The 15,110-nt window shown below is 41.6% G+C and carries 13 protein-coding genes; 6 read left to right on the top strand and 7 right to left on the bottom strand.

All coding sequences use genetic code 11. The annotated features are described in order from the left end of the window. Positions 1 to 51: 51 nt before the first annotated feature. The 3 genes from QUD05_RS28745 to rppA all read right to left on the bottom strand — a co-directional run bounded on the left by QUD05_RS28745 (position 52) and on the right by rppA (position 3,419). Entirely contained in the window at positions 52 to 645 is a 594-nt protein-coding gene (locus QUD05_RS28745) for a cytochrome C (RefSeq protein ID WP_289799041.1), read from the bottom strand. A gap of 595 nt (positions 646 to 1,240) precedes the next feature. Then, positions 1,241 to 2,680 (bottom strand): two-component system sensor histidine kinase RppB, encoded by a 1,440-nt coding sequence (gene rppB / locus QUD05_RS28740; protein ID WP_289799040.1) that lies wholly within the window; start codon positions 2,678 to 2,680, stop codon positions 1,241 to 1,243. Next, positions 2,667 to 3,419, bottom strand: a complete 753-nt coding sequence (gene rppA, locus QUD05_RS28735; protein WP_289799039.1) for a two-component system response regulator RppA — start codon at positions 3,417 to 3,419, stop codon at positions 2,667 to 2,669. The genes rppB and rppA overlap by 14 nt, the downstream gene beginning before the upstream one ends. Positions 3,420 to 4,177: 758 nt before the next feature. Here rppA and QUD05_RS28725 point away from each other — a divergent pair. Both QUD05_RS28725 and QUD05_RS28720 read left to right on the top strand, forming a co-directional pair. Further along, positions 4,178 to 5,272 carry a cysteine synthase family protein gene (locus QUD05_RS28725; protein WP_289799038.1) on the top strand — a complete coding sequence of 365 codons (1,095 nt, stop codon included), beginning with the start codon at positions 4,178 to 4,180 and terminating at the stop codon, positions 5,270 to 5,272. A 35-nt stretch (positions 5,273 to 5,307) separates the two neighbouring features. Continuing rightward, positions 5,308 to 6,636, top strand: a complete 1,329-nt coding sequence (locus tag QUD05_RS28720) for a hypothetical protein (RefSeq protein ID WP_289799037.1) — start codon at positions 5,308 to 5,310, stop codon at positions 6,634 to 6,636. A 130-nt stretch (positions 6,637 to 6,766) separates the two neighbouring features. On the opposite strand, the gene QUD05_RS28715 is transcribed toward QUD05_RS28720, so the two are convergent. The 4 genes from QUD05_RS28715 to surE all read right to left on the bottom strand — a co-directional run bounded on the left by QUD05_RS28715 (position 6,767) and on the right by surE (position 11,088). Further along, positions 6,767 to 7,675, bottom strand: coding sequence for an AAA family ATPase (locus QUD05_RS28715; protein WP_289799036.1), 909 nt, complete (start codon positions 7,673 to 7,675; stop codon positions 6,767 to 6,769). A gap of 227 nt (positions 7,676 to 7,902) precedes the next feature. Then, positions 7,903 to 8,976: a bifunctional riboflavin kinase/FAD synthetase gene (locus tag QUD05_RS28710; RefSeq protein WP_289799035.1), complete on the bottom strand. Its 1,074-nt coding sequence runs from the start codon at positions 8,974 to 8,976 to the stop codon at positions 7,903 to 7,905. Positions 8,977 to 9,108: 132 nt separating this feature from the next. Further along, complete coding sequence (locus QUD05_RS28705) at positions 9,109 to 10,005, bottom strand: MBL fold metallo-hydrolase (protein WP_289799034.1); 897 nt, start codon at positions 10,003 to 10,005, stop codon at positions 9,109 to 9,111. Positions 10,006 to 10,281: 276 nt separating this feature from the next. Continuing rightward, entirely contained in the window at positions 10,282 to 11,088 is an 807-nt protein-coding gene (surE, locus tag QUD05_RS28700; RefSeq protein WP_289800107.1) for a 5'/3'-nucleotidase SurE, read from the bottom strand. 464 nt (positions 11,089 to 11,552) lie between these two features. Between surE and pheS the strand changes: the two genes are divergently transcribed. From pheS to QUD05_RS28680, 4 genes are all read left to right on the top strand, one after another. After that, positions 11,553 to 12,545, top strand: coding sequence for a phenylalanine--tRNA ligase subunit alpha (gene pheS, locus QUD05_RS28695; protein ID WP_289799033.1), 993 nt, complete (start codon positions 11,553 to 11,555; stop codon positions 12,543 to 12,545). Positions 12,546 to 12,589: 44 nt separating this feature from the next. After that, a complete protein-coding gene (locus tag QUD05_RS28690; RefSeq protein WP_289799032.1) occupies positions 12,590 to 12,805 on the top strand; it encodes a hypothetical protein in 216 nt (71 codons plus the stop codon). After that, the gene (locus tag QUD05_RS28685) at positions 12,802 to 13,086 is read left to right on the top strand and encodes a type II toxin-antitoxin system RelE/ParE family toxin (protein ID WP_322638513.1); all 285 of its coding nucleotides are present in this window, start codon (positions 12,802 to 12,804) and stop codon (positions 13,084 to 13,086) included. The genes QUD05_RS28690 and QUD05_RS28685 overlap by 4 nt, the downstream gene beginning before the upstream one ends. Positions 13,087 to 13,407: 321 nt before the next feature. Further along, positions 13,408 to 14,961: an RNA-directed DNA polymerase gene (locus QUD05_RS28680; protein ID WP_289799031.1), complete on the top strand. Its 1,554-nt coding sequence runs from the start codon at positions 13,408 to 13,410 to the stop codon at positions 14,959 to 14,961. Positions 14,962 to 15,110 lie beyond the last annotated feature (149 nt).

The raw sequence follows: 15,110 nt of genomic DNA, 5'->3' as shown, positions 1-15,110 counted from the left end.
AGAGTTATGAGTTATGAATTTTTCAACTCCTCGCTTCTAACTCCTCACTCTTCACTGCCATTCTGCGGTCAAGCGGCGAAAATTGTAATCACTAGCACTGGGATGACAGCTGACGCAGCTGCCAATCTGGACAGGACGTGGTAATTGGACTCCTGGATGCAAAGCTTTGAAATAACGTGAGTTGTTGAGGCGATAGGGTGTTTCTTCGTCGTCTAGCTGCACACGGGAAAAAGTCGAAAGATATTTCCACACTAAGATACGCGGTGGATCGACTAAAGGCTTGAGTTGTGTGCCGTAGTGCTGCGAGTCTTGCAGGAGATTTTTCCAAGTTTGGGTGGGTAAAACTGCTGGTGGTATACCGATGTGACATGTGGCGCAGTTTTCCAAATACAGTTCTTGCCCTAGTTGGTATTGTGCAGGTACTACGTCAACAGTGCCAATTTCGGCGGTGGGAGTCGCACTTTGGGCATTAGTTGCCAAAGCTAGAAGCCAGCCCATAGCTAAACTCCACATTACAATTACCAAAAGTAAACCGAAAAATTGGCGTTTGAATTCACGTTCGGCGCTTTGCTGTAGTGCTTGGCGGTCGCTATCAGGCTCGTGCTTTTCGCGATCGCGGGTTTTGCGCTTAACAAAAATTGACATTCCTCACATTCCCAAATATTTAAAAGTGGCGCTTGTGCTAATCATAAGACTTACGCAGTATTGGCAGTGTTTCAAATTTTGTGTAAGTAGTTTTGTCAAGCAACACATTTTTAATATTGATAACAGTAATATAAATATCCAGGGTTAGCGCGCCTCAAACCCTATTGACAGTTGGATTCTAGCAGAGTAGTGAGTTTTGGAGAGCTACTGCCAAAAGAGAAACCATGTACTGCTCATTCATAGCTACGAAAGATAAAAAATCTTTGAACAAGAATTCAGAAGTCAGAATTCAGGAGTCAGAATAAAGACGCTCGTTCGCGTAGCGTGTCGCAGACAAGACTCGCTAACGCTTCGCTATCAGTCGGGGATTCAGATCGGCGCAGGAATTGAAAACTACCAAATCCTAGATTTTGTGGGGGTCTTAAACCCGCTTATTCAGACGCTCGCAGACTCGCTCTAAGCGAAGCATCCCGAAGGGTATACGCTACGCTATCCGCCAGTCATACAGAAAACATTGCTGAATTCTGACTCACTTCGACTACGCTCAGTGACCTCCTGACTCCTGAATTCTGTTCGATAAATTAGGTAAAAAATTTTATTTATAACCACGTAAATTGCGATACATCAATTTCCATAGAAACATAGAGCGATGCCTAGGTTGGGCTGCGCCTACGCTCCTTAGTGGAGCAACATTCAAAAGTAATTGAACTGTAAAAGTACTACCTTGACCCAACTCGCTTTGTACATTTAATTTACCTTGATGTGCTTGAACAATAGCTTGAACAATAGCTAATCCCAATCCAGAACCACCAGTGCTACGGGAGCGATCGCTACTCACCCGATAAAAGCGATCAAAAATTCGATTCAGTTCGTGTTTTGGGATACCAATGCCTGTATCTTGAACTTTAATTACAGCATTATAGTCATTGCGATCTAAAAAAACTGTTACCTCTCCTCCTCTGGATGTGTATTGAATTGCATTGACAATTAAATTAGAAAACAAGCGATAAAGCTGGTCAGCATTACCTATAATATTCAGAGCTTGATGCACTTGTATTAAAGATGTCAGCTTTACCTCTGCGGCATTTGCCATCGCTTCAAACTCCTCAACTAAATCGCTAACAATATCATTTAGGCAACAAACTTCACATTGTAACTTTTGGGCTTGTTTATCTAAACGTGCTAACATCAATAAATCAACAACTAAAGTAGTTATCCGTTGATTCTGACGCTGTATAGTTTGCAAAATATCCCTTGTATCTTCTTCGTCTATTCGTGACATTAAAAGTGCTGATTCCACCGTTGCACCTGTTGCAGCTAAAGGCGTTCGTAATTCATGTGCTACGTCTGCTGTAAACTGTTGAATTTGTCGATAGGATTGATAAATTGGCTGCATAGCTAATCCTGATAACCACCAACTAGCACCAGCAATCATACCCATTGCAATTAACAGCCCTAATACCGAAACTAATTTCACACTATCCAAGTAATGATTAAACTCTTGCAGACTTCGCCCCACCTGCATATATCCCCAGTCTTGATAATTTTGGGTATGCAGTGCTAGAGTAATTTGATGGTAATCTTTGCCTTTGCTGTCTTTAAGAAATTGCCAAGTTTTTTGATTAAAAACGTCAGGTAATCCCTTTGGATAATAACCAGCATTAGCAATCAATTTTCCAGAAATATCAAAAAAACGTATATAGTAGCTAGTCTTAGTAACGATACCAAGAAGATGACGTTTAGAATGCGGCTGTTGTTGAATACAATTAGTAGCTCCAGTTGCACAGTTATCTAGATTTGGGAATAACTTATGTGCCAAAGGTTCCAAACGTCCAGGTGACTGTAGTTTTAGTTCGATACTGTCGTGCAATGTTCCCGCTACAGACTCGATTTCACTGTCTAAAGCCATCACATGGGCATGGAACACAGATCGATAAAAACCGAAGGCACATAGGCTTAAAATTAAACCCATAACGATGGCATAATACAGAGCCAACCGAATACGGGTGAGTCGAAACAGCTTATTCTGATTCATTGTTGAGATTAAGACGATATCCCATACCGTGCAAAGTTTCAATTAAGTTAGCACAGTGGCTATTGGTGAGTTTGCGACGTAACAAACGTATTTGTGCCGCCACTACGTTGCTAGTGGATTCAGCATTAACTTCCCAAATTTGATTGCGAATTTGTTCAGTAGTAACAATCTGGTTGGGGTGTTTCATAAAATATTCCAATAGTTGGAATTCTTTATTAGTTAAAGGAATCTTTTGTTGTTCACCTGTAGTATTTTGTCTGACAACTGTACTGTTACCATAATCAAGAGTTAAGTTATCAACAGTCAATTGTTGAGGTTGGAAATGCGGAGAGCGACGCTGCAAAGCCCGCAATCGTGCCAGTAGTTCTACCATACCAAATGGCTTTACCAAGTAGTCGTCAGCACCTGCATCTAGTCCGGCTACTTTATCTTCCATTCTATCTCTAGCAGTTAGCATCAGGATAGGAAGAGGGTTTACTTTGTAACGCAGTCTTTTGCACAATTCTAAACCAGTAATTCCCGGAAGCATCCAATCAAGAATTGCGACTGTATATTGTGCCGAGCTATTTTCTAAGTAAGCCCATGCTTCATTACCATCCATTACCCAATCAACTAAGTACTTTTGTTGATTTAAGGTGCGCTTGATAGCAGCCCCTAAATCCGGCTCATCTTCGACTAGCAGCACCCTCATATCAAATTGAATAGTTAAAGGTTCGTTGTAAATTTGTGATGTAATCATAGTTTGCAATAGGGATATCCCTATAAATAGGTTGACAGAAGTTTATGAAATTAGAATGAAATTCTTAAAAATTAGGATTAAGCTATGCAAGACTTAACAACAGACTAGAGTCTTATCTGATACAGAATTAAATAAAAAAGACTCAGTAGACAACTTGCCACAATAGGGTGTACTCGTGGAATTTGCTATTAAGCTTCTTGGTACAAGGATGAAAAATTCTGGAGCGCAGTGGAAAGTTGACAACGTTAATTCAGTACTTTCTGTTCGTTGTGCTTACATCAACGGAACACTCGCTATTTGATGTTTGCACCAAAGAAAAATGCTCCCATAATTATGATTTCTGAATCTGAATTTTTCTTCAAGTTATACAATAATGAGAAGTCAATTAGATGACAAAAACACGTTATGAATACTGAACTTGGAAAATTATTAAAAACAAAATAGAAAATTTCATCTTGATTTCATATTTATCATTCAAGATAAAAAATAGGTTGATTCCATAATGGATATCAATATTTTTGTGGACATGAATTAAAGGTTTACTCAGGTAGTTATCGTTAAGACCGAATTTATATTTGCTTTTGGACAAATTGAAACACTTTTAAATTGTGATGAGCTATATCAGCAATAGTCACTACAATTCGGAACGTCAATAAAAGAATGTAGTAGTGATATTGCAAATAAAAATCCGCTCCAATGAGCAAATTCATTCAGCCCTGACAATTCCTACTAGGTTTTAAATTTTTTGGATGGTAAATATGAATCAGCTTGCAAAATCTTCATCATTCGAGAACATTTCTAACTGTCAATGGAAAAATCATAGTAAATGGAAAAAGATTACTGCCTCTGATGTTACCGAGGCAATAGGAAATGTACCGATTGTAAAACTCAAGAATATTTCTCCTGTATGTGTTGTCTCAGAATGTTTCTTGAAGTTAGAGACCTGCAATCCTGGAGGTTCTATTAAGGAGAAAAATGCAGTCTACCTCGTTACTCGTGCGGAAGAAGAAGGGCTTCTTGTGCCTGGTGGTACGATTATCGAGTCAAGTTCAGGAAATTTCGGCGTTGGTCTGGCTATGGTAGGAGCAGTGCGAGGGTATCGAGTCATTATTGTTGTCGATGCAAAAACTGCTCCACCGTTTAGACGAATGTTGAAAGCATACGGTGCAGAACTTGTAGATGTACCGTTACATGAGGCAGATGAATCAGGCTCAATGCAGAAGGCAAGAATGAAACGAGCGCGTGAGCTTGCTGCGACCATTCCTCATGCTTGGTATCCGTGTCAGCACTTGAATCCTTTGAATGCTGAGGCACACTCATACTACACTGCGCGTGAGATTGAAGCTCACTTTTCCTCTAACCTTGATGCCGTGGTCGTCGGTGTTAGCACAGCAGGACAAATAATGGGAATAGCTCGTTATCTTCTACCGCGATTTCCAGGACTACGCATTGTTGGCGTTGATGTTGAGGGTTCAGTCATTATGGGAACGCCAGCAAAACCATACAAGATGACAGGTGTTGGATTATCGTTCTTTCCACCTAATCTGGAGCTTTCGCTGCTGAATCGTGCTTATGTGATACCAGAGGCGATCGCTTACTCGGTGTGCCATGCACTTGCACGTCGTGAGGGATTGCTTCTTGGTGCTTCCACAGGGGCAATTGTAGCTGGTGGTTTACATCTGGCGCGCTCTCTTGGTGCGGGTGCGCGGATTTTGATGATCAATCCAGACCGAGGAGACAGATATCTTGAGACAGTCTACGATGACCATTGGCTTAACCGTTATGGATTTACCCTTAAAGAAGGAGAGCATCTTGATGATGCGATCGCCTCACTAACTCCTGTGTATTTTTAATAACTCATCATAATCATATAATACTGAAAATTTTCATGAATACCTCACCTCAACAAGAACAGGAAGGTAATAAAACAGCTTCTGGGCGATCGCTATTGATGTTACTTGCCCAGTTCATACCTCTTTCCTTAACTGATGTGGCAATGACTCTGGGCGATCCGCTTCAGACCTCTGCACTTAGTCGCCTAGCCTTTCCCCAAGAGACATTAGCCGGAGTTGGGGTAGTCAAAGGAGTTGCCGTATTTCTAGAAAGCCCCATCATCATGATTTTTCATGCCTCAACCGCACTGGGAGGCCAAGCCAAATCTCGGCGCGCACTTTGGCAGTTTACGGTAATTGCGGGACTAGCTCTTAGTGGTATCTTTCTTTTACTCACTTGGGAACCTTTGTATAACTGGTTACTGCTTGATGTCTTCGGCGTTAGCTCATCAATTGCCGCACGAGGAAGAACTGCTTTTATATTAATGTTCCTTTGGCCTTTCGTAATTGCTTGGCGGCGATTCTTTCAAGGGTTGCTGATCCGCGCTCACAAGAGCATAGCTGTAGGTTGGGCAAGTGTAGCGCGATTGACTTGGGTAATTGTGACGCTGGCAGTGGGAGTAAGCTTGAGGTTAGATGGAGGATTGCTAGCAGGTATTACCATGATGGGAGCAATACTCATTGAGGCAGTACTGGTCACATGGTTTTGTTTGCGTCTTGGTGCTATTTCTATTCTTAACCAACAAGTACATTCTGAGACTAAAAAACTGCCTCAAACCTTTCAAGAAGTCACCTTTTACTATCTTCCTTTAGCCTCAACAATGCTTATTGTTTGGGGTGCAAGGGCAATACTCCTGAGTCTCATTGCGCGCTCATTCGATGGCAGCCTCGCACTTGCTGTATGGCCCGCTGCTTGGGGGCTACTTCTTTCGATCGCTAACGGTACACGTATGATTCAACAAGTGGTAATTTCTACTTATGAAGAAACTTCTAGGCGAACACTTGTTGCTTTTGTGGCTCTTGTCGGTTTGGGTTTTACTGTAATACCAATTTTTATTGGGTTTACAGACAAAGGATTATTACTACTTGGTCAGTTTTTGGGAAATAATTCATCTCTTGTGGAAGCAGCTCGTCCGGTAGTACAAATACTGTCATTTCTACCCCTGCTCTTAGCACTGCAAAATACGTTTCAAGGGCTACTTATTCACAAAGGCAAGAACTGGCTGATCAACTTGGCAACAGTAGTTGCTGCAACTTTTACTTTAGTAGTATGTGGCAGTCTGATTTTTACCAGACATAGCGGAGCTAATTCAGCAGCGTATGGAATGCTTGCGGGCGTTATTAGTGAAATAATCGTGCTTGTTTTTGCGCTTCAAAAGAAATAAATTGGCTCAATTTTTACTAGCGACTATGGCACTATTAACACTGAACAAAAAGCATGTTTAATCGCTAGCAAGAAATAGAGTTATCGCCATCTCGGATAGCTGTTTTTTAGCTCATCGAAGTCACCTTACCTTAAGGAATAGAAACCGATCGCAATAATCGCTCAACAACAGTTCTTGAATTGCGTCCTCCTCTAGCAATAAGGCGATGGCAAAGAACGTGAGGGACGAGAAACTTCACATCATCAGGAATCGCATAATCACGCCCTGATAGAAAAGCTAGGGCTTGGGCAGCTCGTTGCAATGCTAATGTGCCACGTGGACTGACGCCAAGGGCAATTTCCTCATCTTGGCGTGTTACCCGCACCAATTCGAGAATGTACTGTTGCAAGGAAGTTGCTACTTTTACTTGAGAACAGAGGTAACGCAATTCCTGTACTTCTGCCAAGGTAATACAAGGCTGCAAATCAGCAACCTTTATACCATTTTGAAGATTTTGCAGCATCAGGAGTTCTTCTGCCTCGGAAGGATAGCCTAAACTCAGCGACAACATAAACCGATCCATTTGCGCTTCCGGCAGGGGAAAAGTACCTTGATACTCGATAGGGTTTTGAGTGGCGATGACAAAGAAGGGTTGGGGAACTGGACGAGAGACACCATCGACTGTTACCTGGTGTTCTTCCATAACTTCCAGCAACGCTGACTGAGTGCGGGGCGTAGCACGATTGATTTCGTCAGCTAGTAACACATTGGTAAAGACTGGCCCAGGAAGAAAAGTAAATTCGCCGCTTTTAGGATTCCAGATGTTGGTGCCTGTGATATCTGTTGGCAGTAAATCGGGAGTGCATTGTAGCCGTTGAAATTTGCCATCCAGTGAACGAGCTAGAGATTTAGCGAGGAGGGTTTTACCAACACCAGGGACATCTTCTAGGAGGGCATGACCACCACCCAATAAGGCGACTAGCACTAAGCGTATTGCTTCAGCTTTGCCAACGATGGTAAGAGCTAGATTTTGTGTTAAAGCGTCGATTTTTTCTCTCATGCGTTGTAGGAGTGGGGAGTTGGGAGTTAGGAGTTGGGAGTTAGGAGTTAGGAGTTATAATAATTCTTCCCTAATGCCCAATGCCCAATTTTCCTAAATACATTGTTCCCACTTAGAACTCCTAACTCTGCCAATTTTAGATTTTGAATTTTGGATTGAAATAAAAATCTAAAATCTAAAATCCAAAATTGAATGACTCCAAACTCCTAACTCTTAACTCCTAACTTTTAACTTTCCGCTCCAGCACTCAAAACTTCTCTAGCAACAACGCAGTCAAGTTGAATTTGTGTTTTCAGGGCTTCGAGAGAAGGAAATTTTTGTTCAGGGCGCAAAAATTTAACTAGCTGCACGACCAGTTTTTTGCCATACAAATCACCTGACCAATCGAATAAATGTACTTCCGCAGATGAATAAGTACCGTTTACAGTTGGACGATTACCGATATTCATGACACCCAAGTTCTCACTAGGAGCGGTATCTGTTGTTTCATCGAGAGTGAAAACGCGGACAGCGTATACTCCTTGGCGGGGTAAAAACTTTTCTTTTGGTAGTTGAAGATTAGCGGTGGGAAAGCCAATTGTTCTGCCCAATTGTTGACCTTGAACGACATCACCAAGGAGGGTGTAAGGGCGTCCTAGTAGTAGATTTGCGTTTTCGATATCTCCCTGCTCAAGGGTTTGGCGGATCAATGAAGTGCTAATGCGGGCATCCTGAGCCGGAGTAGTACTGACGCAACTACTTTGAATGGGCGAGTCACCTGTATAAGTTTGTAAAGGAACGATCGCAACAGGGATATTGTACTTGGCGGCGATTAATTGCAAATCTTTAGCAGTACCACTACGCTTTTCACCAAAGCAAAAATCCTGCCCGATGCTAATTCGTTGGCATCGCAGTTGTTGCACAAGAATTTTTTCGACGAATTCTTCGGGAGTCAAAGCAGATAATTCTTTGTCAAAGGGCAGTAGTACCAGCTGTTCTACCCCAAGCGATCGCAATTGTTGGACTTTTTCATCCAGTGGCGTTAACAAAGTCCGGGGTTGCCCTGTAAAGAACTCTTGTGGATGGGGGTCAAAGGTGACAACTGTTGAATAGGTATATTCTTGATTTGTCAGTTGATTTCCCTTGGAGTGCGGACTACTAGCTCCTGACAAGTGACCAGTGTGCAAGACTGGTTGAATTACCCTTTGATGACCAAGATGAACGCCATCAAACTTGCCAAGGGCAACAGCAGTCGGCGTTAGTAGCCCAACGCTAGAAAAAGCAACCCGCACAGAACACCCATTTTTAGACAAATTTAGCACGTGGATTCTGAGATTTTAGGTTTATTTTAGCTCTCAGCAGGAAGCTACCCTATGGTAAACCGCCTTCAGGAGCGCTGAAAGCCTCTGATCACCAATCTAATCTAAAATCTCCAAATCCTCTGATCGCAATCTTTAGGAAGACAACTTACTAACAGGAAAAGATTCTGATAAGGCAACTGAAGTCGGAACCTGAAGTACCAATCCTTCCCGTGCCATAATAGCACCAGGAAATTTTTCAGCAGCTTCTTTGCCGACACGATCCAAAAAGTCGTCATCGTGCGCCGGGTCGTGGTGGTAAATCACCAGAGTTTTGACGTTAGCAGCTTGTGCCACTTTTACCGCTTCTTGCCAGGTAGAATGTCCCCAGCCAATTTTTGGGGATTTTGGCGAGTGGTATTCCTCGTCTGTGTAGGTAGAATCGTAAATTAAGATGTCGGCATTACGAGCTAGCCACAACACATTGTCATCGAGTCGATCGGGAAAATGTTCGGTATCAGTGATGTAAGTAGCTGCACCACCACGCCAGTTGACGCGGTATCCGACAGCTTCACCTGGATGGTTTAAAGGTGCTGTTTCTACGGTAAGGTCATCGATATCGATTGGTTGCCCCGGTCGAACATCGTAGAAATTTAAATTGGCTTGCATAATTTGCAAGGGTACGGGGAAGTTCGGGTGCAACATTTGATCGTTGAGGCGCTGTTCTATGGTAGAACCATCAGGTGCGATCGCGCCGTAAATATGAAATTCATTCCCCTTCACAAACCCTGGTGTAAAGAAGGGAAAACCTTGCATGTGATCCCAGTGAGAGTGGGTAAAAAATATGTGAGCTTCTAACGGCATTTGGCGCAACAGAGATTGCCCCAAAACATGTAGTCCCGTGCCAGCATCGAAAACTAAGCGTTTATCGCCCGCTTGCATTGATATGCAAGGGGTATTACCGCCGTAACGAACAGTGTGTGGCCCTGGGCTGGGGATGCTACCGCGAACGCCCCAAAATTGTACGGTAAATTGATTCTCTATCCTAGACATGGGTGTTGCTTGCTGGACTGAGCGGGCGATAAATGAAGGAATTGTTACTTATTTTGTCTAAGTTTATGCTGTCTCAGCGATTTTGCTAGAGGGAGGATTTCTTGGTAAAACAGCATATCCTGTTTCTGGCTGATTGTGTAAATGTGAATGAAATACGTCAGTGAGAATTTTCCAGGCTTTGGGGTGAATGTGTATCGGTTATTTCAAGAGTGCCCCTACGTTATAGCCTACTTTTTCCGTGATGCATTTGAATAACCTCATTTTTTTCCTGATAAATCAAATGATTCCAGGAAAATTGAATTCCCACTCCGATAATTTCTCTAATCCAGTTGCGTAGGTAAGATTGTATTGTAACGGGGTAATACTGATGTAGTTTTTACGTACAACATGCACATCTAACGGTACATTTTGAGGCAGATTTGATCCGGTTGGGGGTTCTACATCCTCAATTACCTCTCCGGTTAACCAGTAGTACGTTTTTCCACGAGGATCGACTCGTTTATTAAACACATCAATGTAATGCCGTAGGCCTTGACGGGTGAGAGCAACTCCGGCAATTTCTTCCCATTTGACCGCAGGAATATTGACGTTGAGTAACATTAAATCTGGCAGTGGTTTTTGGGCTAGCTGGTCTACAAGAACTGTGGCAAACTTAGCAGCAGCTTGAAAGTCTTTAGATGTATGACTTATAAGACTCAGCGCTACACTGGGAATGCCTTCAATTAAACCTTCCATTGCCGCAGAAACAGTGCCAGAATACAAGATTTCAGTTCCCAAATTCGCACCTTGATTAATACCAGAGAGAACCAAATCCGGGGGAGTTTCCAGCAAAGCCCACAGCGCCAATTTGACGCAATCTGAAGGCGTACCATCGCAAGCCCAAGCTTTGATAGCAGGATGAAAAATCCCTTCAACAATTTCGGCCCGAATGGGTTGGTGTAAAGTTAACCCGTGTCCAGTTGCCGATCGCTCTCGATCTGGGCAAACTACACTCACATCATGACCGGCCTCTGCCAAGTAGTTGGCTAGGGTACGAATCCCTAGGGCAGAAATGCCATCATCGTTGCTAATTAGTAATTTCATAGTCATTGGTCACTTGTACTGAGTTTCGACTTCCTTCGACTGTGCTCAGGGCAAGCCGCTCAACTACCGCGTAGTCGTTGGCGTGGTAACAGAGCGTAGTCGAAGTGCAGCCTCTCCAAGAGTTGTATTACTCATTGATCATTAGTTATTAGTTATTTGTTATTAGCCATTTGTCAATGTCTGAGGTCACAACCAGCAAAAAAACATTTATCCTCACTAGACAGTGTGGCGGAATTTTGCTTACCTTTAAGACAAGTTGCTCAATTCCCAAGCTGGTTAAGTGAGATGTTAGCTGGATTTACGTGCCCGCTGTACTAGCCCAATCATCTTTAACTGATAAACAGAGGTTTGGTTTCAACCCTCACCTTTAGCTGATGTTAATGGTATTGCTGTAAGTTTATTTATCGACCAGTTCACAGCTTTTGACTATAGACTAATGACTAATGACCAATGACTAATAACTAATGACTAGCAATTTAGAAGCTCAACTTTTAGCACTGCGGCAAGAAGGAGAAAAAGCGATCGCAGCCGCCGACACCCTAGAACGTCTGGAAGAACTCAGAGTTAATTATCTGGGTAAAAAAGGGGAACTGGGGGCACTGTTGCGAAGTATGGGGCAGATGAGTGCAGAGGAACGGCCAAAAATTGGAGCGATCGCCAATACAGTCAAAGAATCCCTGCAAACTAGTCTAGACCAGCAACGTGCTGCCTTAGAAGCCGCGCAAATTCACCTCCAGCTAGAGGCGGAAACTCTGGATGTAACTATGCCCGGAATTTACAGCCCCCAAGGTCGCATTCATCCCCTCAACGGCATTATCGACCGGGCACTGGATATCTTTGTTGGTATGGGTTACACCGTGGCTCAAGGGCCAGAAATGGAAACAGATTATTATAATTTTGAGGCTCTTAATACCCCGCCTGACCACCCTGCGCGTGATATGCAGGATACCTTCTATCTGCCAGATGGTAATCTTTTACGTACTCATACCTCGTCAGTGCAAATTCGTTACATGGAAAGAGAAGAACCACCGATTCGGGTCGTGGCTCCAGGGCGAGTTTATCGGCGAGATAATGTAGACGCGACTCACTCGGCTGTTTTCCATCAAATAGAACTTTTAGCTATTGACGAAGGACTAACTTTTACAGACCTCAAGGGCACAATTAAAGTATTTTTACAAGCAATATTTGGCGATTTACCAATTCGCTTCCGCGCCAGTTATTTCCCATTTACTGAACCTTCCGCTGAAGTGGATTTGCAGTGGAATGGTCGCTGGCTGGAGGTAATGGGCTGCGGTATGGTCGATCCAAATGTACTTAAGTCTGTGGGTTATGATCCAGAAGTTTATACAGGGTTTGCTGCCGGTTTTGGTGTAGAACGGTTTGCAATGGTGTTACATCAAATCGATGATATTCGTCGCTTGTATGCTAGCGATTTGCGATTTTTGCAGCAATTTTAGGCATACGTAATAGTTATGTACTGCAAGCAAGGTAACAATAAACAATGACTTCAGTTTCCAGGTTAGATCAAGTTCTAGAAAGCGTCGAAAACTTATCAGTAGATGAACAAGAAACATTAATTGATCTGGTAAGTCATCGGTTGGCAGAACGGCGGCGTTCTGAAATTGCTGCTAATATCGCTCAAGCACAAGTAGAATACCAGACGGGTAAAGTGTTCCGTGGAACTGTTACTCAAATAATGGATGAGTTAAGCAAGTGATAACTGTAGTTTTGGCATCATCGTTTAAACGAGCATTTAAGCGATTGGTACGACGACAGCCAGAATTACAAGAGCGGATTGGAGAGCGGTTAGCACTACTAACCGCCGATCCATTTGATCCATTGTTGCAGACTCATAAACTTAAAGGCAAACTGTCTGGAGCTTGGGCGTGTTCAGTGGACTATGATTGTCGCATTGTCTTTAACTTCGTGCAAAATATAGAATCTGGGGAAGAAGAAATTTTGCTAATTGATATCGGCACTCATAATGAAGTGTACTGAATTTTAGGTGCTGTTGAAGAAACCAGATTTGCAGGAAATAGTGCGATCGCTTCTACTATTTTCCCAGAGTTACAGCTAACCGCAGAGCAAGTACTCAAAGCTGGATAAAGCAATGTGGTTAAAAGGCAGACAGACGAAGTGATTTGAGAGGTGCGATCGCGCAGTTTTCTTACTTAGTTGCGGCTCAAGAAGCTACTTTATTGTACAAAAACCTTGCTTGATTACAGTTACTCCATTCATTAACTGCAATTACAATTGCTTTTATCTCGATTTCAAGGCAACATATCTTATAGTAAATTCTATAATCCTAAAATACTAAAGATGAATAGCAGAGATTTAATAGCTAGAGGATATTTTCCAAAAGAACTGCCTCCTCCTTTTAATACTATTTCCCTCGCTGACTTTGTTACATCTGGTAAAATAGCTTTTCCACGTTACCCTAAGAGAACTGCAAAAATTTATAGTCATAATCATGTTAGATATAACTCATTAAGAAGAAACTTAGGTATTCCAAACCCAGTATTTTTTTTAGAAATTTCCAATTTATTAGATACTAATTGGTCTACAGTTAATCAAATAATAAAACGTTCCAATTTTTCAAAAAGTAAGCCTACTCATACTCCTCATCCACAACGTGAACGTTCTATTTCGCCTGTACTTGATTTCTACTTAATTCCTGTTGAAAGAGCTAAAAATAGAATAGCCGGACGATATATATTACATACAGATATTTCTCGATTTTATCAATCTATTTACACTCATAGTATTCCCTGGGCAATACATGGAAAATCATTAGCCAAACAACAGAGAAATGATATGACTCTTCTGGGAAATAATCTTGATAAAATTTTGAGAAATAGTCAAGATGGTCAAACACTAGGTATCCCTATTGGCCCAGATACTTCATTAGTCATTGCCGAACTGATACTTTGTACAACAGATATAGAACTAGAAAAGCGATTAAAAAGCACTTGTAACTATCCATTCAAAGGCTTTCGTTATAGTGATGATTATGAGTTTGTATTTCAAAATATTTCAGATGCTGAATCAGCTTTAAGCCAAATTCAACAGGTACTTTCAGAGTTTGAATTAACTATTAACTTTGAGAAAACCAAAATTCTTGAGTTACCATGCTCTTTGGATTCAATATGGGTTTTAGAACTATCTGACTATAAATTTAGCGAAAATGGGCTTGCACAAATGCAAGATATTATTCGTTATTTTGATAAAGCATTTCAACTTAGAAATGAATTCCCTGGGGAACCAGTACTTAAATATGCAGTTGCACGAATTAGTAAGATTAGCAATCTTGATATAAATAATTGGTCTCTTCTTGAAAGTCTTCTCTTACAGTCAATTAGTATTGATCCTAGTACTTTACGTGATTCTCTTTCAATAATTCAAGAAAAGAAAATAAACAAATATAACATTAACTTATCCTTGCTTGAAGAAGTTATTAACTTTCAAATCTACAGAAATGCAATACTTGGACATAGCAGTGAAGTTGCTTGGGCTATCTGGTCAGCAATGGTTTTTAACTTATCAATTAACAAGCTAGCTACAGAGTCTATTTCTAAAATGGAAGATTCTATAGTAGCAATTTTAGCTTTAAATGCACGTAAGCAAGGGCAGATTAAAGAAAGTTTAGATATAAGTACATGGGAACAATTTTTAAATGAAGATGAACTTTATGGTGAGCAATGGCTCCTTTGTTATGAAGCTAATCTACAAGGGCATTTATCTAAAAAAGTCGATTATGTATCAAAAGATCCTTGGTTTTCTCTGCTCAAGGATAATGGCATTACTTTTTATGGAAGTAAGACTCCTTTAGTTATTCCGCCAAACTCTACTAGTGGTCCCTCTGGTAGATTCTGACTTTGGCAATTTAATTTAACCTGTTAAAACTAGTATTTTGCGAGAAACTCTTCTGCGATCGCTTCTACTATCCTCCCAGATTTACACCGCACAGCAATTACTCCAAGCCTGAGAAAGAATACACCCAGCAAGGCAAAAGTAAAAAGTTA

It is taken from the genome of Nostoc sp. GT001, assembly GCF_030382115.1.
Classification (GTDB): domain Bacteria; phylum Cyanobacteriota; class Cyanobacteriia; order Cyanobacteriales; family Nostocaceae; genus Nostoc.
This window is presented reverse-complemented; position numbering and strand designations above follow the sequence as displayed.